The sequence below is a fragment of the Buttiauxella sp. 3AFRM03 genome (assembly GCF_003675305.1).
GTDB lineage: Bacteria > Pseudomonadota > Gammaproteobacteria > Enterobacterales > Enterobacteriaceae > Buttiauxella > Buttiauxella ferragutiae.
The window spans coordinates 1,674,392-1,694,176 of the sequence record NZ_CP033076.1; the positions used below are offsets into that span (position 1 = coordinate 1,674,392).

Genomic DNA, 19,785 nt, shown 5'->3' on the forward strand with positions numbered 1-19,785 from the left:
CATGCCGATGTATCTCTCATCTGCGACGCACGCCAAAGTCACTGTGCCAGAGCTACTTGCCAGCCGGGATGCGCGCCAAAAAAGGCAACAGGAGTGGCTTGCACGCCACGCCGTCACCCTGGTTTCTTTCACCGTTGTCGCCCCTGGTTCAGTCAAAGACAGCGAACTGACGCGGCGTATTTTTAACCACGGCCTCCGGGCGTTTCGCCAGTTAGCAGAACGCTCAGGCTGGGAAATCAAAAAACAGAGCTGCCTGGCGCTGGCGACTGGCCCGGAAGCTCTGCTGGCAATCGCCGCCCAGCCTGCCGCGGTGAAACAAGCCGCCATTGAGCTTGAGCAAAACCATCCTCTTGGCCGCCTGTGGGACTTCGACGTGCTGACACCGCAAGGGCAAATTCTCTCGCGCCGTGACTTTTCGCTCCCCGCCCGCCGCTGCCTGTTGTGCGAACAAACCGCCGCTGTTTGCGCCCGTGAACAGGCGCATCCGCTTGCTGAACTGCTCGCTCGTATGGAGACGCTGCTCAATGATGCAGATGACGCAGCCCCGCGCTGAAGTGTCGGAAACGATTGTTGCGCATTACAGCGAACTGGCTTTCCGCGCGTTACTCGCGGAGGTGAACTTAACGCCCAAACCAGGCCTGGTCGACCGCAATAACTGTGGCGCACATAAAGATATGGCGCTGGAGGATTTTCAGCAAAGTGCGGCGGCGATACGCCCATATTTCCCGCGCTTCATTCAACTGGGTGCCAGCACCGCAGCATTGCCTGAATGCGAGGTTCTGCAAAATTTACGCCCTATCGGCATCGCCTGTGAAGCCGCAATGTTTCGCGCAACAGAAGGCGTTAACACCCATAAAGGCAGCATTTTTTCACTCGGCTTACTGTGTGCCGCGATTGGTCGCCTGCATCAGCAACAACGCGCCATTACGCCGATGGCAATTTGCCAGACCGTAGCCGCTTTTTGCCATGGGATAACCGAGCGGGAATTGCACCACAACAACCACCAGCAAACCGCCGGGCAACGGCTTTTCCGGCTACTCTGCTTAACCGGTGCGCGCGGTGAAGCCGAAGCGGGTTATCCGTTGGTGATAAATATGGCGCTGCCGCATTACCACGCGCTTCTTACGCAGGGAACCGATCCGGAACTGGCGCTGCTCGACACTTTACTGCTGCTGATGGCACACAACGGCGATACCAATGTGGCCTCTCGCGGCGGCATGGCTGGACTGAGCTGGTTGCAGGAATACGCCCGCACCTTGCTCGCTAACGGCGGTATCCGTAAGCCCGCAGATCTTCGCCATCTGCAAGAGTTCGACCACGTCTGTATTGCACGCAACCTCAGCCCCGGCGGTAGCGCCGACCTGCTGATTATCACCTGGTTGTTAGCCCAAATTTCGCAATATCACCCTTAGCATCAATCGGAATAATCCTTACTGGAGAATCAGTTATGTCTGTTTCAAAAGATAAAATATGGAAGTTGCTGGCACCGCTGGTCGTCATGGCCATAATGCTGCTCATTCCCGTGCCCGATGGCATGCCGCCGCAGGCATGGCATTACTTCGCGGTATTTGTCGCGATGATCGTCGGCATGATCCTCGAACCGATCCCGGCCACCGCGATCAGCTTTATCGCCGTGACGATTTGCGTGATCGGCAGCGATTACCTGCTGTTTGACGCCAAAGAGTTAGCCGACCCAGCTTTTGACGCGGGCAAGCAGGCGTTGAAATGGGGGCTGGCAGGGTTCTCCAGTACCACCGTCTGGCTGGTATTCGGCGCGTTTATCTTCGCGCTGGGCTATGAAGTCACCGGCCTGGGTCGCCGTATCGCGCTGATTATGGTGAAATTCATGGGCAAGCGCACGCTGACTCTCGGCTACGCCATCGTGATTATTGATATTCTGCTGGCACCATTTACCCCGTCAAACACCGCCCGCACCGGCGGCACCGTGTTCCCGGTAATCAAAAACCTGCCGCCATTATTCCAGTCATTCCCTAACGACCCTTCTTCGCGCCGCATCGGCAGTTATTTGATGTGGATGATGGTGATCAGTACCAGCCTCAGTTCGTCGATGTTCATCACCGGTGCGGCTCCCAACGTGCTCGGCCTTGAGTTCGTCAGCAAAATTGCCGGTATTCAAATTAGCTGGATGCAGTGGTTTTTGAGCTTCCTGCCGGTGGGGATTATTCTGCTGATCGTCGCGCCATGGCTGTCTTACGTCCTCTATAAACCTGAAATCACCCACAGCGAGGAAGTCTCCGGCTGGGCGAAAGACGCGCTGCAAGAGATGGGCAAACTCAGCCGCAAAGAGATCACCCTGATTGGCCTGGTGCTATTAAGCCTGGGGTTGTGGGTGTTTGGCGGCGAGGTGATTGATGCAACAGCGGTAGGTTTGCTGGCGGTATCGCTGATGCTGGCGCTGCACGTGGTGCCGTGGAAAGACATCACCAAATATAACAGTGCGTGGAACACCTTAGTTAACCTGGCAACTCTGGTAGTGATGGCCAGCGGCCTGACCCGTTCCGGTTTTATCGACTGGTTCGCCAATACCATGAGTAGCCATCTGGAGGGTTTCTCCGCCAATACTACGGTTATCGTGCTGGTATTGGTGTTCTACTTCGCGCATTACCTGTTTGCCAGCCTGTCGGCGCACACCGCGACTATGCTGCCGGTGATTCTGGCGGTGGGTAAAGGAATTCCCGGCGTGCCAATGGAACACTTGTGTATTTTGCTGGTGCTGTCGATTGGTATCATGGGCTGCCTGACACCTTACGCCACCGGCCCTGGCGTGATTATTTACGGCTGCGGCTATGTGAAGTCGAAAGACTACTGGCGCCTGGGTGCGATTTTCGGCGTGATTTATATCACCATGTTGCTATGTGTCGGCTGGCCGATTCTGGCGCTGTGGAGTTAACGGCTTTCATATTGCGGACAAAGCGTCTCTCTGAGGCGCTTTTTTTATGATTAAATAAGGAATTATCATCTAACTGAATGAGAAAGGCATGAAATTCCTTTGCCAGACCGCCCTGTTAACCCTCGCTTGCGCCACTCACTCCGCCGCCCTGGCAGAAGATCTGCAACCCAAACAATATGGCGATTTCGAGCGCTACGTGCTGGCCCTTTCCTGGCAAACCGGTTTTTGTCAGAGCATGCACGAGCGCAATCGCAACGAACCTGCTGAATGTAAAACCCAGCAGGAACTGGACGACAAACGTGCATTTTTGACGGTCCATGGGTTGTGGCCTGGATTGCCGAAATCTGTAGCCTCACGCGGTGTGGATGAAAAACGCTGGATGCGTTACGGCTGCTCTACCCGCCCGGTGCCAAACATGGCGGAAGCTCGCGGCTCGCAAAAATGCCAGGCACCTGCGCCTGAGTTATCCGCAGACATCGCCAGCAAACTCGCAGGCGTGATGCCCGGTGCTGGCGGCCAGTCTTGCCTTGAGCGCTATGAATTCGCTAAACACGGCGCGTGCTTTGGTTTTAATCCCAACGCCTACTTCGGCACCATGGTTCGTCTGAATAACGAGTTTAAACAGAGTGCATTTGGCACCTTCCTTGCGGAAAATTACGGTAAAGACGTCACCCGTAAAGCGTTCAATAAGGCGCTGGAAAAAAGCTGGGGAAGTGAAGCGGTGAAAGCGGTCAAACTGACCTGTAACGGTAATCCGGCTTATCTGACAGAAATGCAAATCTCGCTGGATGCCGGGAAAATTAACAGCCCGTTAAATGAAGGGTCATTCGCCACACAAAGAAATTCAGGCAACTGTGCAAAACAGTTCCGTCTGGATGCCGTTGGGTATTAGAGGATTAAACGGCCATAAACACTGAAGACAAAAAATAATCAGTTCACTATTAGTTCCGTATTTTCCGCCATATGATTTGCGTATCAAATACGGAGGTCATTATGAACACCACGAAACGCTTTTTAATGCAGTTGAAAGACCAGTTTGAGCGCGAAGGCCGGGCGCAAAAATTGTTAGGTTTGATTTGGCTTTCCCCGCAACAGCGCTACGAAATCTTAAAAGAGATTATGTTGCCGGTTGCCAGGAAATAAGGTTGTTAAATTGGCGGGTGACGCAGGGTTCACCCGCCTGAAGATTACCCTTTCAAGAACTCCAGTAAATCTGCATTTACCCGGTCTTTCTCGGTGGTACAAATGCCGTGCGATCCACCCTGGTATACTTTGAATGTCGAATCCGGCAACGTTGCCGCCGTGACTTTACCGCAGGTTTCAAACGGGACAATCTGGTCATCATCGCCATGAATAACTAGCGTTGGAATAGTCATTTTCTTCAGGTCTTCTCGCAGGTCGGTTTCAGAAAACGCTTTAATACAATCGTAGAGCGCCTTAATTCCCCCCTGCATCCCCTGTTCAACAAAACTCTCCCTGACGCCTTCCGAGATTTTCGCCCCAGGACGGTTATAGCCATAAAACGCCATGGTCAGCTCTTTGAAAAAATCTGCCCGGTTGACGCGCACACCTTCACGAATTCCATCAAACACATCAATGGGTACGCCATCAGGGTTGTAATCCGTTTTCACCATGATCGGCGGCACTGCGCTAATCAGTACGGCTTTTGCCACGCGGCTAGTACCGTGGCGGCCAATGTAACGCGCCACTTCACCTCCGCCAGTGGAATGACCGACATGAATCGCATCTTTGAGATTTAAATGCGCAGTCAATTCCTCCAGATCGTCAGCATATTGATCCATATGATTGCCTTCCCAGGATTGTGATGAGCGACCATGCCCACGACGGTCGTGAGCGATCACCCGGAATCCTTTTTGCCCGAGGAAAAACATCTGATCTTCAAACGCATCTGCGGTTAACGGCCAGCCATGGCTGAAAACTACCGGTTGTCCTTCCCCCCAATCCTTAAAATAAAGAGAACTACCGTCCTTTAACTTGAGTTTGTCGTAATGGCTCATGATATCTCCTGGTCAGGTGATGGTCGTGCGAGTTGCCCAATTGAAAGGTGCATATACAGCGTAATTCAATTTTCTCACCAGGCAGGTTTATTTACGGTCAGCAATTGTTCCATCAGACTTAGTAAGGGTTTATTTGGAATGTTTGAGCTTGCTCCCAAAATGCCAATAAACATCAGGCAGCCCATTCCCGAACAGCTAATGTTACCAGTATCATGTTACCGGTATCAGAAATCTGGTGAATTATGTTTGTCGCATTTTTCACCTATAAATTCGGCGCAGAGGAACAAACAAATGACCGAAATAACAACACATCTCGGTGCAGGAAGCCTGCTAGGGATCGCAGCCTGTGCAGTTGTACTCCTACTTATTCTTATCATGCGTTTCAAAGTGCATGCTTTCTTAGCTTTAACCCTTGTGAGTGTCGTTGTCGCACTGGTTACCGGTGTGCCGTTCGATAAAATTGTCCCAACTATTTTGGGCGGTTTTGGTAGCACACTGGCAGGTGTTGCACTGCTGGTTGGTCTCGGCGCAATGATTGGCCGCTTGCTTGAAATCTCCGGCGGGGCAAAAGTGCTTGCCGACACGCTGGTCGGTAAGTTTGGCTCTCATCGTGCTCCACTGGCGCTCGGTGTGGCATCGTTACTGTTCGGCTTCCCAATCTTCTTTGATGCGGGCCTGGTCGTCATGCTGCCGATTATCTTCAGCGTGGCAAAACAATTCGGTGGTTCTACGCTGAAATATGCGTTACCTGCTGCCGGTGCGTTTGCAGTCATGCACGCCCTGCTGCCGCCTCATCCAGGCCCGGTTGCTGCCAGTGAATTACTGGGTGCAAACATCGGCCTGCTGGTGATTGTAGGCCTGGTTATCGCCATTCCGACCTGGTATCTCGGCGCATATCTGTTTGGTCAGTACGCTGGTAAAAAATTCGAAGTTCCACTGCCTTCTTCTTTCCTCGGCAGCGTTGAAGCGGATCCAAACCACCAGCCACCGGCATTTAGCACTGTATTATCGATTCTGTTGTTGCCGCTGGTACTGATTTTCCTCGATACCGGCCTGAACACCGCAACCGTACTCGGTTGGGTTAGTGGCGATAACACCGTGGTTCAACTGCTGCGAATGTTGGGTAAAACCCCTATCGCACTGTTGATTACCGTCTTCTTCTCACTTGCCGTGTTTAGTGGCCGCCATAGCCGCCAGCATCTGGAAAAAGTGTGTGACGGTGCCCTCGGCCCAATCTGTGGCATCATTTTGGTGACCGGTGCGGGTGGTATGTTCGGTGGTGTTCTGCGTGCCAGCGGCATTGGTGATGCGTTGGCGGGTGTTTTGTCCGATACAGGCATGCCAGTAATTGTTGCCGCGTTCGTTATCTCTACCGCTCTGCGTGTGGCGCAAGGTTCTGCAACGGTTGCTCTGACCACGACCGCCGCACTGATTTCCCCAATGGTTGCCGTTACACCAGGCCTGAGCCAGTTCGACCTGTGCTTCATCGTGGTGGCTATTGCGGGTGGTGCGACCGTACTGTCTCACGTGAACGACTCAGGCTTCTGGTTGGTTGGTCGTTTCCTGGAAATGGACGAGAAAACTACCCTGAAAACCTGGACCGTGATGGAAACGTTGATCGGAACTATCGCCTTCCTGTTCGCTCTGGTAGGCAGCATTATTCTGTAAACTGTGCTGTTATTAAAATGTGACTGAAGTCGCTTTAAACTAAGTGTTAAGCTCAGTATCATCATCACAGACCAAACCCTCACTCATTGAGTGAGGGTTTTCTTTTGTAAGGTCCGCCATCAGACACAAGAGTGCCTGTTTTTTTACATGGAGAGAAATATGTCCAGACCAGCCATTATCATTAATGAACTTGATGCCGAGCGTATCGACCGATTGCTGGAGCAACCACAGTTTGCCAACCAGCCTGTCGCTCAGGCGTTGAACACCGAACTGGACAGAGCAGAAATGCGTAAACCTGAAGATATCCCGGCAGACGTCGTGACCATGAACAGCCGCGTGAAATTCCGCGATCTGGCCTCAAAAGAGGAGCATGTGCGCACGCTGGTGTATCCGGTCAACCTGACAGATAGCGATAACCAACTTTCGGTGATGGCACCGGTTGGCGCAGCACTGCTGGGTTTACGTGTCGGTGCAACGATTAACTGGACGTTACCAAACGGTAACCAAACGCATCTGGAAGTGCTGGAGTTGCAGTACCAGCCTGAAGCTGCGGGCGAGTTTCACCGTTAAAAACAATAAGGGCTTAATATTCATTAAGCCCTTACGTACAGCAATGCTGTGAATTACTCAGCTGCAATAATTAATTTATTCTCAACTACCAATGTCTCCTCTCTCGAAAGGAGTTCGTCTTCGATAAGACTTTCAAGAACTTCTAATATTGTTTTTCGCAAAACGCTGCTAGTCGATTTGAAACCAAGCATTCTCGAAATGGATATAACAATTTCATCATCAGTTGCCCCAAAATTATTCTTAATCACCTGAATGATCCCAGCAGCGATTTCTTTTGGTGGAAGCATTTCAATTTTTCGTAGCCCCTGAGACTGAACGCTCTGGCGATTTCTTAGCGAAATGATGGAGCGTTGGTGAGTTAAAAATTGCCCTTCTCTGGTAATGTCACCTTTCTTACATACAAGATTGACAGCCCTGTCCACGACCGACTCAATTCTGGCACCAGACCTTTGCAACCCCCACGCAGTTCTCATTCGGGTGACAACTTCACTAAAGTGCACAGGTGATTCAATTTCAACTATCTGCTCAACTAATTCGGTAAGAATGCCTAAAGGAGTTTCGTGCAGTTCACAGTTAGGATATGCAATGGGTGTGGCCTCTATGTAATTTTCCGTGGTTTCTGCCATAACTTCGGCATCGACCAGTCCAATTTCAACAACAGGGCCTCTATCAACTGTGATGATATCGACAGGTACTGCGCGGGAACGCTGTTGAATGAGGGCCGAGCGTTCAGATAATTCACGCTTTGCTGATTCAATAGCCTGTAGAGTTCGTTGCAGTTGTTCCGTTGGGCGCTGGAACCAGTCAGTGCTCCAAATCCGATGAATAATCCATCCGTGATCTTCAAGAACAGCCTGGCGCAAACGGTCCCGTTCTCGCGCTGATCGCGAGGAATAGTAAGCACGGCCGTCACACTCAATACCCAGCAAATAGCGCCCCGGCATTTCAGTATCAGCAATTCCTAAATCAATAAAAAATCCTGCAATACCCACTTGAGGATGAACCTGATAACCTGCTTTTTGGATAGCATCAGCAACCTGTTCTTCAAAGACACTGTCCATTTCCCTCTCAGTGCGCTGAGCCAGAGAAATTTTGCCTGTGCGGGCATATTGTAAAAAGAGCTTGAAGGCGAACACGCCCTTGCCTTTCGCTCTTTCTAAATCGATATCTTCATCAGTAATGGAAGCGAATACTTCACAGCGACGTTTTGCACGGCTAATCAAAACATTAAGCCGACGCTCCCCCCCTTCAGAGCCCAAAGGTCCGAAACGCATCGCCATATAACCCTGAGCATTTCGAGCATAACCGACTGATATCATGATGACGTCACGTTCGTCACCCTGAACATTTTCAAGGTTTTTAACAAAAAATGGTTCACTCGGGTGTGCGTTAAAGAACTCTTCTAAATCTGGATTCAGGCGGCGTAACAGCTCTAGTTCATCTTGAATTACCTTACGCTGCGAAACTGAAAATGTAGCCACACCCAAAGACTGATCGGGATATTTACGCGCATGCTCCATAATTGCTAAAGCAACTTGTTGAGCCTCAACAGTATTTATACTTTTCCCAGTTTCAAAAACACCGCCAGCTACCGGACGAAATTGCAGCCCCATCCCGGCTTCTTGTGTGTAGGGACTAGGCACAATAAAGAGCTTATTGTCATAGAATTGGGTATTTGAGACTGCAATCAGGGATTCATGTCTACTCCGGTAATGCCACCTTAACATTCTCTGTGGTAAACCACGGGCAACAAACAGCCCGAGAATACTTTCAATATCCGCTACCTGGGCAACATCTTCTTCATCATCATTTACAGATTCGGTTATTTTGGCGAAGAAACGAGTAGGTGGTAATTGGCGTTCATCACCCACCACGACAACTTGTTTACAACGTGCAATAGCGCCAATGGCATCAACCGGCTGTATCTGGCTAGCCTCATCCATAACCAAAAGATCAAATTTCTGTTTACCCGGAACCAAAAATTGAGCGACAGACAACGGACTCATCATCATAACGGGTTTAAGAGCCTGAATAGCCGAGCCTGCTTTCAACATCAATTGGCGGATAGGCATATGCCCTCTTTTTTTCACCATTTCTGAACGCAGAATCCCTACAGGGCCAAAACCCGCATTTTTTGATGGAATCTGCCTGTGATGTGTCCGTACAACTTCAAGGCTCGCCGCTTTAATTCGTTTAAGGTCTAACTCAGCAAAACCGGCAACCTGCCGGGCGTGTAAATCACCATCGAAACGAGCTAACTCAGGTTCCTTCGCTACCATCGTTTTTAACAATGATTCGAAATACGTTCTTTCTACTGACGGGAGACACGAATCTAACTCAAGTTGCCCAGTAGCAAGCCTGGCAACAACTTCACCCAACCCAAATTTATGCGCTAATGAAACACGGTGTCGATAAGCTACCCATTTAGAAAGCTGCTCTGAATGGGATATCCAGACCTGCAGTTTTTCATCAAGACAGGTGAAAGAGAGTTGAGTAATGTTTGTCATTCCGAAGAGTGATTCAGGTTTAGAGCGTAAGTTATCTGCAATCTGAAGGAGGTGATTTAATATATGGTTGCTACTATCAACAGTATCTTTTGCCGATTGAAGCACCGAGTTGCAATCAGTAATTTTCGCAGCAACAAAGCGTAAATCTGCATGCTGTTCAATCCAGTCAAACGCATGGCAAAGTATATGAAGATCAGAAAATTGATCTTTCCAGTAATCACCAAAGGCATTTTCACCCATTCTATTTTCAGAATGGATCTGAGCAGTGACCTCCTGCAACTTGATAATTTTCATTATTAGCTGGCTTCGTTCATCAATACGCACGGGCGGATTGAGCAGAACTTTTCGAGATGATTCATCAATCCAGTTTAAATTCTGCACACGTTGTTCAAGGAACACTAACGAAACGCGGGAAATAGACAACTGATTTGAAAAATACTCTTCTGGTGAATGGCCAAACGCGCGCCAGAGAGTATCTAATTCTAATCGGACTAGCTGTAGTAAAGCATTTAATTGCTGGGCCCGGAGCTTAATACCTTCGCGGTCGGCAAGGCGAGCAGCCAATTGCCTTGCCTCAGCACCAACGCCACGCAACGTCCTCATCCATTCAACAAGAGCCATCAGGGAAGGGCTATAGCTCTTTTCTCCTCGCCAATCACTTCCGAAGGCTGAATGACCAAAGTCGCTATTTTCTGTGATGACTTTTTTCATAGCCTGTGCGCGAATTAATTCGTCGAGCAGAGTGACTTGTTGCGCTATGGGTAATGTCGGACTCTTCAAAAGTGAACCCACTAACGCTTTGGACTTTCTCCAGTCAGAGTTAAAAAAGCGAAAGAGCCCAGTATGGATTGCGAGATGGTTTCTGGCAGCCAGTAAATCCATTTCCCAGGACGACTCATTAACCTGATTTTCAATTGCGTCATATATAGAATTGAACGTTGCGATCGAATCCACTAACTCAGCCGCTTTTTCTACACCATGATCCCAGACCGAAGCAATAAAGGCATCAGGGCAAGCATTCGGGGCAGCAGCAATTCTTTCACCTAAAGCGATAAGCCGTTCGATCTCTTGAATGGTGCTAAATCCCTCCAGAGTCCCCAACTCATCATGAAGCCGGAGAGCATCTTGAGAAAGTTTTTGTAATGGTTTCATTAAATTACGTGACGCTATGAATCCATTTGAATCAAAATCTTGAGGGAGTGTAGCGAGGGCATTATCCAATTCCACTAAAGGCGTTTCTAGTTCAGCGACAATAATGTCTTGTTCTAGATCCTGATAGAGTTGTTGATGTTCTCTGATTCTTTCAATCAGTTTTTTAACAGGAATTAAGCTTCCTTGCCAAACATTAGAGATCAGAGCTTCCGTGGAAATCTTAGGAGCTTCGACTACAAACTCAGCCACCTGGACTAAACGCGTTATCTCAGAAAAAGTTGATGGCGTCGGGGTAATAGCTAATTCACCAGCAAGGAAAATTGTATCCGACTGTAGTTGTGCGACTCTTTCTTGCAAATCGCTTAATTGAGGAATTAGCCTTTCAACTTCAATTGGCAATATCTCCTCAAGGCAGACACCATTCCATGGATGATTGTCAGGTAATCCAATATCGGTAATTCTCTCAACGATCTCTTTCATCAAATCAATCCGCTTGGCGAAATCGTTTTGATTCCATTGATCAAAATGATGAAGTTCAAAATCTGTAGGTATCTGGCCAGACTGGCGCAACCGTACAAGATGCCCCATAACCTGGTAGGGAGATAACTCTGAAGGATGATAAATTTTATGAAGACGCACGGGATGCTGGTTCAGAATATCCCTTGCAGCAGTTAAATTCTCAACCAGTACATCAGGAAACTCTCCTCTGGGCGAACCCAATTCCCAAACCCTTTTTAATTCGTCAAGAAAACTACGCTTATTGGCCTTATTGCTATGCAATTCCAGGCAAGCATCACCTACACCAGCCTGATCCAAACGTCGTTTTACAACTTCAAGCGCAGCTAACTTCTCTGCTACAAAAAGAACGGTTTTCCCGTCAGCGACTGCCGAAGCAATGACATTTGCGATTGTTTGAGATTTTCCTGTGCCAGGAGGCCCCTGAATCACAAGGCTTTTCCCTTTACGAACATCATGAATTGCCAGCGTTTGGGAGGTATCACTGTCCATGATATGCAGCATATCGCGGGGCAGAATAAGCGGGTCTATTGGAGCGTCATCGGGAAACAATTCATCGCCACAATCAAAACCATCAACCATAAGAGATCGGATGATTGGTTGATCTGTAATGCGATCATTCTCAGGCCAGTTTGCAGGGTCAAGATCTCGATACATAAGAAATTTTGAAAAAGAGAAAAAACCCAGCGTGATGTCATCGACCAATACTTGCCAGTCGTTTTTTACTGTAATAGATTCAGCAATATTAGAAATATAATCGGTAATATTGAAATCATCATCCATATTCATTTCAGGCAAAATAATTTCATGCACCCGTTCCAAATAAGTTTCTAAAGATAGATTTGGGATGATTTCATCTTGTCTAATTTTTAATTTGAATCTATCTCTGGCGGTTCCACGTTCAAGGGATACAGGTAAAAGAACTATAGGCGCATAACGGATGTTTTCTTTATTATTGGGGTCTATCCATTTTAACGAACCAAGAGTAAGGAAGAGAATATTCACCCCCTGATCTTCTTCAAGGGTTTTGGAGTCGTGATACAAATCGAGTAATCGTTTCTGCAGCCCTTTTGACGTTAAGCGAGTCTGAAGTTTTGTATCCTGGTGTTCAGCTTTTAGAATTGAGCTATCGTAATCTTCATCAACGTTATATGCCTGCTCATTTACTTCTTCATCGCCATCTTCCGCATCATTATCTTCAATTTCTTCACCTTTCTTTCCTGCCCGACCAGGAAGAAAAGTGAAGGTTTTCCCTTCTTTCACAAGCAACCGATAGATTTCTTCAGAACGTTCGTCAATGATCTCAAGTTGCTTCGCTGTTTTAGTCCGTGGAATATTGAGGAGTTTATTACGTGCGGTTAGATCGAGAAGTTCAGTACGTGCCCGGTCGAGTTTGTGTTCCAACGATAAATTGCCATTTTGAAAAGATGAAGTTTCATTCTCAGACATATATATAGGTTCCTGTACGTTGCTTTAGATGGATGATCAAAATCACCCCTAACACTGCACAATGAGTGACCATTTGAAATATTAATAATTAGTCCGATATCTTACTCCTTCCCTATAGACAATGGGAATACATAAAAAAACCACTACTTCATTTTAATCAAATTTATATTAAATTTAATAAATAAAAATCATTTATTACAAGAATGCGACTGCCCGACGGTTACCCGCAGGGCTTTGTCTCTCCCGAAAGAGAGAGCTTCTGTGAAGGCAATGTCGATGTTTTTATTTTATTTACAATCAGCACAGCCGATAAAAAGTTGACCTGGTATTTATGCAAAATCAGCGAAAATTTTTACGCATCACAAATAACAAAAACGCCATCAACAAACCGGGTAACCAAACCCATTGCAGCTCTGACCAAATCACCGCCTGCCCGCGTGGTTCGAGATAACGAGAAAGTGCAAACGGGGCGACGCGAATCACCTGCCAGGGTGCGAAAAAGCGTTCGTCTGACCACGGCCATAACCAACCAACGCCTTTGCCTCCGGTCGTCACGGAGTCCAGAAGACTATGTGAAAGCAATGACACCGTCAGAAATAGCCAGACGCGGATGATACCTGCCCGGAACCAGCGATAGCCGAACAAACACAGCAGCGGCACCACAAAAGCAAACAGCAAAGAGTGCGTGAAACCGCGATGCCCGAACGCATTGCCATACGCCACACCAAATTTGAAAGCCAGCACATCAGCATCCGGTAGCATTGCCAGAACAATACCGCCCAATAAAAGACGTGGAGGAATGATTTTTTTGCCCAGCCCCAATCCTAAACAAATGGGTACCGCTGCATGAGTGATGATAGTTGGCATAGGATGTGAAAATTTGTGAGTGAACAAAAAGAAACGGCCCGTTATGGGCCGTGTTCGGTATGCAATTAAGCTTGAACCGTGATGCTCAGACTTTCAAAAACAACAGTCTGGCCTGCAACGATTTTGCAGCGTTTGCGGGTTTCCACTTCGCCGTCTACTTGCACCAGCCCTTCTGCAATCACCGCTTTCGCCTGTGCGCCGCTTTCACACCAGCCTTCCAGCTTCAGCAGATCGCATAATTCAACGTGTGGGTGTTTACCTAATGAGAAGGTCGCCATTTTACTCTCCATCGACATCATGATATTCCTCGCAAGCCTGCAAGGTATTCTGGATAAGAGTGGCGACGGTCATTGGGCCAACGCCACCCGGAACCGGCGTAATATACGAGGCTTTGACTGCGGCTTCATCATAATTTACGTCACCGACGACTTTACCGCTCTCCAGACGGTTAATCCCCACGTCCACCACAATCGCCCCTTCCTTGATCCACTCGCCTGGGATAAAGCCAGGTTTGCCGACCGCAACAATCACCAGATCGGCGTTCTCGACATGTTGGCGTAAGTTTTTAGTGAAGCGATGCGTCACGGTGGTGGTACACCCTGCCAGCAGCAGTTCCATGCTCATTGGACGGCCAACAATGTTGGATGCGCCAATCACCACGGCGTTCAGGCCGTAGGTATCAATACCGTAACGCTCAAGCAGCGTCACGATACCACGCGGTGTACAAGGACGCAGACGCGGCGCACGCTGGCACAGGCGGCCCACATTATAGGGATGGAAACCATCAACGTCTTTATCCGGGTCAATACGTTCCAGAACTTTCACGTTATCGATGCCAGCAGGCAGCGGTAACTGAACCAGAATTCCATCGATTTCTTTATCTGCGTTGAGCGTATCAATCAGCTCCAGCAGTTCTGCTTCGGAGGTGGTGTCAGGCAAATCGTAGGAGCGAGAAATAAAGCCAACTTCTTCACATGCTTTACGTTTACTACCGACATAAATCTGCGATGCAGGGTTCTCGCCAACCAGCACAACTGCAAGTCCAGGGGCGCGTTTTCCTGCGGCAATTCGGGCTTTCACTTTTTCAGCAACTTCAAGCCGTACCTGCTGCGCAATCGTTTTACCGTCAATAATCTTTGCTGCCATCAGTCAGATGATTCCGTCTGTAATCGAAAAGGGAGGGGATTGTTTCTATTTTGTCAGAAGCGCGGCTCGCTGTCAGGCATTGTTAAGTGTTTATGCTCAATTGTCGCGCAGGCAGTTGAAAAGCCATTGACTCGTAAGGTACTGACCGTATAATCCGAGTCCGCAATGCTTCCGAAAGGAATACAGTGCGCCCTTAGCTCAGTTGGATAGAGCAACGGCCTTCTAAGCCGTAGGTCACAGGTTCGAGCCCTGTAGGGCGTACCACTTCTACTTATTTTAACGTCCACTCAAGTTTATAAAATCCCATCAAGCCCAGTCACAGCAAGGAATTTCGTTATTTCTACGTCTACCCGTGTCTATTGCAATCGACACTTATGTGGGGGTATATATGGGGGAATGTGCTGTTCGGTCTTGTGGAAATACCCCCAATGAAGCTAAACGCTAGGCAAGTAGACACAGCCAAGCCAAAGGATAAGCCCTACAAACTATCTGATGGCGACGGTTTGTATTTACTCGTTAACCCTACAGGCGCTCGCTATTGTAGTGGTCAACAAAAACTGGCCACGGCTTTAGAGTTTTTCCAGAACAATCGTTCTGATTCATTTGGCGTCAGACCTCCATTATATTGATGAGGTCTGAGCTGGCTGTAATATCCCGTGATGTAATTTGTTATCGCCATGCTGGCTTCGCTAAAATTTACGTACCCATTATCCGGAACCCACTCTGTTTTCAGGCTTCTGAAAAACCGTTCCATTGGGCTGTTATCCCAGCAATTTCTCCGGCGACTCAGGCTTTGCTTTATCTGATATCTCCACAGTAACTGTCTGAAATTCCTGCTGGTATAGTGACTGCCTTGATCCGAGTGATACAGTAAATTAGCCGATTTTCCCCATGCTTTCCAGGCCATCGACAGGGCTTTACCTGTCAGTGCTGAATCAGGGAAAAATGACATCGCCCAGCCAACCGGTTTACGGGAAAACAAATCGAGTACAACAGCCAGATAAGCCCAGCGTTTTCCCGTCCAGATATAAGTCACATCACCGCACCAGGCCTGATTAGGCTCAGTAACAGCAAACTGGCGATCCAGATAATTAGGGCTCTCAATGTGTTCCTTAGACGCCTTCTTATAACGATGGCCAGGTTGCTGACAGCTGATAATATTGAGCGCTTTCATCAGCTTTGTTGCCCGCCAGCAGCTCAGTTTTATACCTTTGGTGGTGACCATCGCGGCAATGCTTACAGCAATGAATGCACGTTCCTGAATCGTCTGGTGTTTGGTATGCCCCCACCAGTGTGGGCCAGACAGAAGGGTATCCAAGCTAAACAAGTACGTGACTATATGAGCACAGACCAACTGGCGCTGCAGGCCTATCTGGAAAGCCGTGATTGTACTTTGCTGGATTTGGATACGCCGACACCAACACGCAAGGCGAAACTCACCGAACTGGCTCAGCGCTGGCTGGTTAAACGTATTGAGGTGAATCATGCGTAATCATTGCGAGATCAGCACAAAAGAAAAAGGCCTGGTTCCCCCAGCCCTGAGTCTGAGTATGTGGCGCTATTACGCTGCGGCGTCGTCTGAATTAAATTCGATGTGTATACGGTCATACGGCAACACGATTTTATCACCTTCTTTGTCCAGAACGCCGCCACTAAGTAGCGCCTGCACATCGTTGTATACGCCTCGAAAATCGCGTTTAACCGTGCGTGATAGCTCCCGGATAGACACGGCTGGCTCACCTTCCATCGCCTTGATGATTTGCCAGCGGTTCGGGGCCAGCATGGTTTTGGCGAGTTGCTCAACAGTGGGGAATACCAGCTCCGCGCCGATGAAATCTCCGTTCATTGCACGGGAGGCATCAGCCATAGCCACCCGGAAGGCATCATCAACGGTCATCACTCTGATGGTTAACACTCTCATGGTGCTACCTCCTCAACTGGTTAATATCGACCTGAAAGCTGGCTATCAGGCTCTCAATACTGGTGAAGGTGACAGGGTATTCATGTTCACTAATATGCTTGTGATCACCCTTGCCCGCTCGTTGTCGTAGAGCAGCACGCAAACCCCATCGACGATATAAGCAAGGCTGTATTTGTACAGGTGGTGACTACCCAGAATGGCGGGGTCTACCTGAAGAATGCGGATAAGCGCAAAGGCATTATCTGCAATCAGGATCCTACGGTTCATCAACTCAACAGCGGGCATGTGTCACCTCTCCTTAGTGATGTAAATCATAACATCAATAATGAGGTGATGAAAATAATTACATCACTGGCTGGTGGTGCAAAATGTGCCTGGCTGAAGACAAAGAAAAAGGGTGCGGATTGCGGCCACGCCCTTTGGTTGGTTGCCAGTGTGGATCACTCTTCTGGCGTTTCTGCTTTTGTCTTGCGGCGCTGGCGGCGTTTTATTTCGCCTTGTAGTGCGGCGGAGATAAATTGCCCGGTGCTTTCGCCTAGTTCCTTTGTTTGCTCCATCCCATCTATCAGATCATGCGCTATTCGCGCTGTCACTGATTGCGATTTAGCATTCTTTGGCCCCGTTGCCATTCCTACACCTCCTAGTAAATGGTGTAAGACAATATACACGAAAAGCAATTATTTAAAAGTGTTGATATGTAAGACACCAAATATCTATAATGTGTCTTACACTTCATTCTATTTAGGTGTGAAAACAGCGAAGCTCGGTAGTGCGCAAACACTAACCGGGCCTCTACCGGTGATAATTCGTCACCTTCTTACCCGCTTTGCAGACCAGAACGCCGCCAAAGCATTGCTGGCCGAACAGAGAAAATCTGAGGAGGCCTTAGCGATTAAGCGCGAGGGTGATTCCATGGTTGATTTTTGCGGTTATCTGATGGCACTCGTGGAATGTGAGGGCATGGTAATAGGCAACGCTGAAATGGTGCCATTCAGCCCGCGCCGCTATCTCTACCACTCTTACCTCTCCTACATGTCAGCACATGGCCTGGGTAAACCGGTATCACTCACTCGCTTTGGTTCCGATATGCCGGGCTCAATGGCTGAGTATGGCAAGGAGTTCAAGCGCAAGCAGTGCACCAAAGGGCTTGATAAGGGCAGGACTATTTCCAATGTGCTTTTGGCTGATGATGCAGAAACATGGCTACCAGCAGCAACGGGAAATAATACTGATAATTCAGTATAAAAAATTATCTTTATAGAAAAAGTGTCTACCGTGTCTACTGATGAAATAAAAGGTAAATATATTATTTTATATCAATAAGTTAAATCGGTAGGCACTTGGTAGGCAGTAGGGTTGTGAGTATCTACCATTTGTTTGTTTTATGTTCAAACAGTAGAGAGTCCGGTAGACACTAGTAGACACTTGAGGGGGTAACTTCCTACCGATTAACATCATGAAATATATGATAAAATATCAGAAAGTAGACAGATAAAGGTACAAACTTTATATTTGGGGGTGGTAAATGAAGTCTGACCAGTTGATTTTGTACGTATCATTTTCATTACTGAGACGCTTTGCGCGGTTATCGTGACGCCTGGTGAGTCGCCCCACACTGTAATGAACCGCTCCGGTTTTCCTGGAGAGAATTTCACTGAAAAATAAAGGCTCATTCTGTTGGCGGACAACACCAAATCTCGACAGTCAACAAATAGCCCCGTCATGTATATCACGGGGCTTAGTTTGTTAGATTTTTACATCATTCGGATTGTTGTTCTTTAGCCAATCTTTAAGGGCGGTATCCATTCGCACTTGCCAGCCTTCGCCGGTGGATTTGAATGCTTGCAATACCTCATGGGAATAGCGGATAGTTATCGCAATTTTGGCTGGACGCCTTTTATTTTGGCGAGAGGCTAAGAACTGACTGAGCGGAATCAGTTTCACATTCTCGCCTTCCAGTAAGAATGTCACGGGGTCGGAAGGTATCGCAGCGGTAATGGCCGCATCTTCGTCCGGGATTGTCAGTATTGTTCCCGACTTTAATTTAAGCTTCGACATAGCGTTTAATTTTCCGTAGGGGTTACTTTACTGTGTTCTGTCAGAGGTATCGCTTGATGCCGGAATGCGGTCGCCTGTTTCTGGGTGGGTGTTCAGAAGGCCAACATTTTTGTATTCGGCTGTAATCCATTCCCTACAGGATTTGCTAACTGCTGAAGCAGGGTTTCCTTTCATGATTTTTTTCAATACAAACCAGGCAACAACAATAGCGGCAATAAACAAAAACAACTCCATAAAAACCTCTCCTTATAAAATATATGGGAAAGATACGGAATGTCATAGTGTGCAGACTAATGAATATATGTTATTCACGGTAAGTAACTGTAATGAAAAATCCCGCAATGAATGCCTCCTCCCCGTAATATGCTCTCTTCCCACTCACTCATTTCCCGTGAGCAGCAACCATAACGATTTTCGTTACAGCTCCCGGACGTAATCCAACTCACACCAGTGTGTGGATTCACCGCCATACGCACCACCAGCAGCAACCATGGTGATTTCCACAACACTTTAATGTCATCTTTATTACTGAGAGTAAAAACCGAATGTAATTCACTGACATTATTAGATTCATCCATTCTGGATGAACGCAGGAATGAACACGAGCAGTATTCAGGTTGAGGTCATATCGTAACCACGTATCTGATATTTACACGGTTAATAAATACATATCATCACCCAGGGCAGGTATAACGATTTCGTTACTCTTCACTGGCGCTATCCAATCCAACCCAATGGGGAAAGTTGAAAATAATCAATCGAATAGCCCTAATCGCTCCGCCGTGTAAGCCCGGTTGAGATATAGCCCACAGCAAGAGCTATCACTACCCATCAGTGGTGGTCATCACCATGGTTAGGGCTGGTGGAATATTCAAGTGATGTGATATCGCCATGCCTTCCCGTTATTTTAGCCCCCCACCTTCACGCCGAGACCCGCACCAACAGCGCCCCGAAAAAAAACCGTTACGTTAATTTCATAAAATGCAATAAACACCCTTATTA

General features: G+C 48.0%; 18 protein-coding genes, 1 tRNA gene and 3 pseudogenes. 11 read left to right on the plus strand and 11 right to left on the minus strand.

The features are described from left to right. The first annotated feature begins 1 nt into the window (after position 1). The 5 genes from citX to D8682_RS26745 all read left to right on the plus strand — a co-directional run bounded on the left by citX (position 2) and on the right by D8682_RS26745 (position 4,054). Positions 2 to 553 carry a citrate lyase holo-[acyl-carrier protein] synthase gene (citX, locus tag D8682_RS09340; RefSeq protein ID WP_121814128.1) on the plus strand — a complete coding sequence of 184 codons (552 nt, stop codon included), beginning with the start codon at positions 2 to 4 and terminating at the stop codon, positions 551 to 553. Continuing rightward, positions 525 to 1,412, plus strand: coding sequence for a triphosphoribosyl-dephospho-CoA synthase CitG (gene citG / locus D8682_RS09345; RefSeq protein ID WP_121814129.1), 888 nt, complete (start codon positions 525 to 527; stop codon positions 1,410 to 1,412). The genes citX and citG overlap by 29 nt, the downstream gene beginning before the upstream one ends. 35 nt (positions 1,413 to 1,447) lie before the next feature. Next, positions 1,448 to 2,911 carry an anion permease gene (locus tag D8682_RS09350; RefSeq protein WP_121814130.1) on the plus strand — a complete coding sequence of 488 codons (1,464 nt, stop codon included), beginning with the start codon at positions 1,448 to 1,450 and terminating at the stop codon, positions 2,909 to 2,911. A gap of 88 nt (positions 2,912 to 2,999) precedes the next feature. After that, positions 3,000 to 3,803, plus strand: a complete 804-nt coding sequence (rna, locus tag D8682_RS09355) for a ribonuclease I (protein WP_121814131.1) — start codon at positions 3,000 to 3,002, stop codon at positions 3,801 to 3,803. Between the two features lie 101 nt (positions 3,804 to 3,904). Then, complete coding sequence (locus tag D8682_RS26745) at positions 3,905 to 4,054, plus strand: hypothetical protein (protein ID WP_157092968.1); 150 nt, start codon at positions 3,905 to 3,907, stop codon at positions 4,052 to 4,054. A gap of 44 nt (positions 4,055 to 4,098) precedes the next feature. On the opposite strand, the gene D8682_RS09360 is transcribed toward D8682_RS26745, so the two are convergent. Further along, entirely contained in the window at positions 4,099 to 4,929 is an 831-nt protein-coding gene (locus tag D8682_RS09360; RefSeq protein WP_064548760.1) for an alpha/beta fold hydrolase, read from the minus strand. 291 nt (positions 4,930 to 5,220) lie between these two features. Here D8682_RS09360 and D8682_RS09365 point away from each other — a divergent pair, with 291 nt between their 5' ends. Together D8682_RS09365 and rnk are read left to right on the plus strand one after the other, a co-directional pair. Further along, a complete protein-coding gene (locus D8682_RS09365; protein ID WP_064548762.1) occupies positions 5,221 to 6,597 on the plus strand; it encodes a GntP family permease in 1,377 nt (458 codons plus the stop codon). Between the two features lie 159 nt (positions 6,598 to 6,756). After that, complete coding sequence (rnk, locus tag D8682_RS09370) at positions 6,757 to 7,167, plus strand: nucleoside diphosphate kinase regulator (RefSeq protein ID WP_064548765.1); 411 nt, start codon at positions 6,757 to 6,759, stop codon at positions 7,165 to 7,167. Between the two features lie 53 nt (positions 7,168 to 7,220). On the opposite strand, the gene D8682_RS09375 is transcribed toward rnk, so the two are convergent. The 4 genes from D8682_RS09375 to folD form a co-directional block, all read right to left on the minus strand. After that, a complete protein-coding gene (locus tag D8682_RS09375; RefSeq protein WP_121814132.1) occupies positions 7,221 to 12,791 on the minus strand; it encodes a DUF3320 domain-containing protein in 5,571 nt (1,856 codons plus the stop codon). Positions 12,792 to 13,130: 339 nt separating this feature from the next. Further along, positions 13,131 to 13,658, minus strand: a complete 528-nt coding sequence (locus D8682_RS09380; RefSeq protein WP_121815671.1) for a metal-dependent hydrolase — start codon at positions 13,656 to 13,658, stop codon at positions 13,131 to 13,133. A gap of 65 nt (positions 13,659 to 13,723) precedes the next feature. Then, positions 13,724 to 13,936 carry a ribosome-associated protein YbcJ gene (gene ybcJ, locus D8682_RS09385; RefSeq protein WP_064548770.1) on the minus strand — a complete coding sequence of 71 codons (213 nt, stop codon included), beginning with the start codon at positions 13,934 to 13,936 and terminating at the stop codon, positions 13,724 to 13,726. Position 13,937: 1 nt separating this feature from the next. Continuing rightward, positions 13,938 to 14,804 (minus strand): bifunctional methylenetetrahydrofolate dehydrogenase/methenyltetrahydrofolate cyclohydrolase FolD, encoded by an 867-nt coding sequence (gene folD / locus D8682_RS09390; protein ID WP_064548772.1) that lies wholly within the window; start codon positions 14,802 to 14,804, stop codon positions 13,938 to 13,940. Positions 14,805 to 14,991: 187 nt separating this feature from the next. Here folD and D8682_RS09395 point away from each other — a divergent pair. Beyond that, positions 14,992 to 15,068, plus strand: a tRNA-Arg gene (locus D8682_RS09395). Between the two features lie 164 nt (positions 15,069 to 15,232). After that, a pseudogene (locus tag D8682_RS09400) lies at positions 15,233 to 15,364 on the plus strand (Arm DNA-binding domain-containing protein); the annotation flags it as partial. On the opposite strand, the pseudogene D8682_RS09405 reads toward D8682_RS09400, so the two are convergent. Further along, positions 15,352 to 16,047 (minus strand): annotated as a pseudogene (locus D8682_RS09405) (IS3 family transposase); the annotation flags it as partial. The pseudogenes D8682_RS09400 and D8682_RS09405 sit on opposite strands and share 13 nt — an antisense overlap. A gap of 96 nt (positions 16,048 to 16,143) precedes the next feature. Here D8682_RS09405 and D8682_RS26945 point away from each other — a divergent pair. Continuing rightward, complete coding sequence (locus tag D8682_RS26945; protein WP_202914382.1) at positions 16,144 to 16,296, plus strand: hypothetical protein; 153 nt, start codon at positions 16,144 to 16,146, stop codon at positions 16,294 to 16,296. 69 nt (positions 16,297 to 16,365) lie between these two features. Here D8682_RS26945 and D8682_RS09410 read toward each other — a convergent pair whose 3' ends face one another. From D8682_RS09410 to D8682_RS27180, 3 genes are all read right to left on the minus strand, one after another. Then, positions 16,366 to 16,725 (minus strand): transcriptional regulator, encoded by a 360-nt coding sequence (locus tag D8682_RS09410; protein ID WP_121814133.1) that lies wholly within the window; start codon positions 16,723 to 16,725, stop codon positions 16,366 to 16,368. 45 nt (positions 16,726 to 16,770) lie between these two features. Then, entirely contained in the window at positions 16,771 to 17,010 is a 240-nt protein-coding gene (locus D8682_RS27175) for a hypothetical protein (RefSeq protein ID WP_238392831.1), read from the minus strand. Between the two features lie 155 nt (positions 17,011 to 17,165). Beyond that, a complete protein-coding gene (locus D8682_RS27180) occupies positions 17,166 to 17,354 on the minus strand; it encodes a YlcI/YnfO family protein (protein ID WP_121814134.1) in 189 nt (62 codons plus the stop codon). 142 nt (positions 17,355 to 17,496) lie between these two features. Between D8682_RS27180 and D8682_RS09425 the strand changes: the two are divergent. Further along, a pseudogene (locus tag D8682_RS09425) lies at positions 17,497 to 17,970 on the plus strand (primase-like DNA-binding domain-containing protein); the annotation flags it as partial. A gap of 501 nt (positions 17,971 to 18,471) precedes the next feature. On the opposite strand, the gene D8682_RS09430 reads toward D8682_RS09425, so the two are convergent. Further along, positions 18,472 to 18,783, minus strand: coding sequence for a BrnA antitoxin family protein (locus D8682_RS09430; protein ID WP_121814135.1), 312 nt, complete (start codon positions 18,781 to 18,783; stop codon positions 18,472 to 18,474). A gap of 27 nt (positions 18,784 to 18,810) precedes the next feature. After that, entirely contained in the window at positions 18,811 to 19,017 is a 207-nt protein-coding gene (locus D8682_RS09435) for a hypothetical protein (protein ID WP_121814136.1), read from the minus strand. Between the last annotated feature and the right edge of the window lie 768 nt (positions 19,018 to 19,785).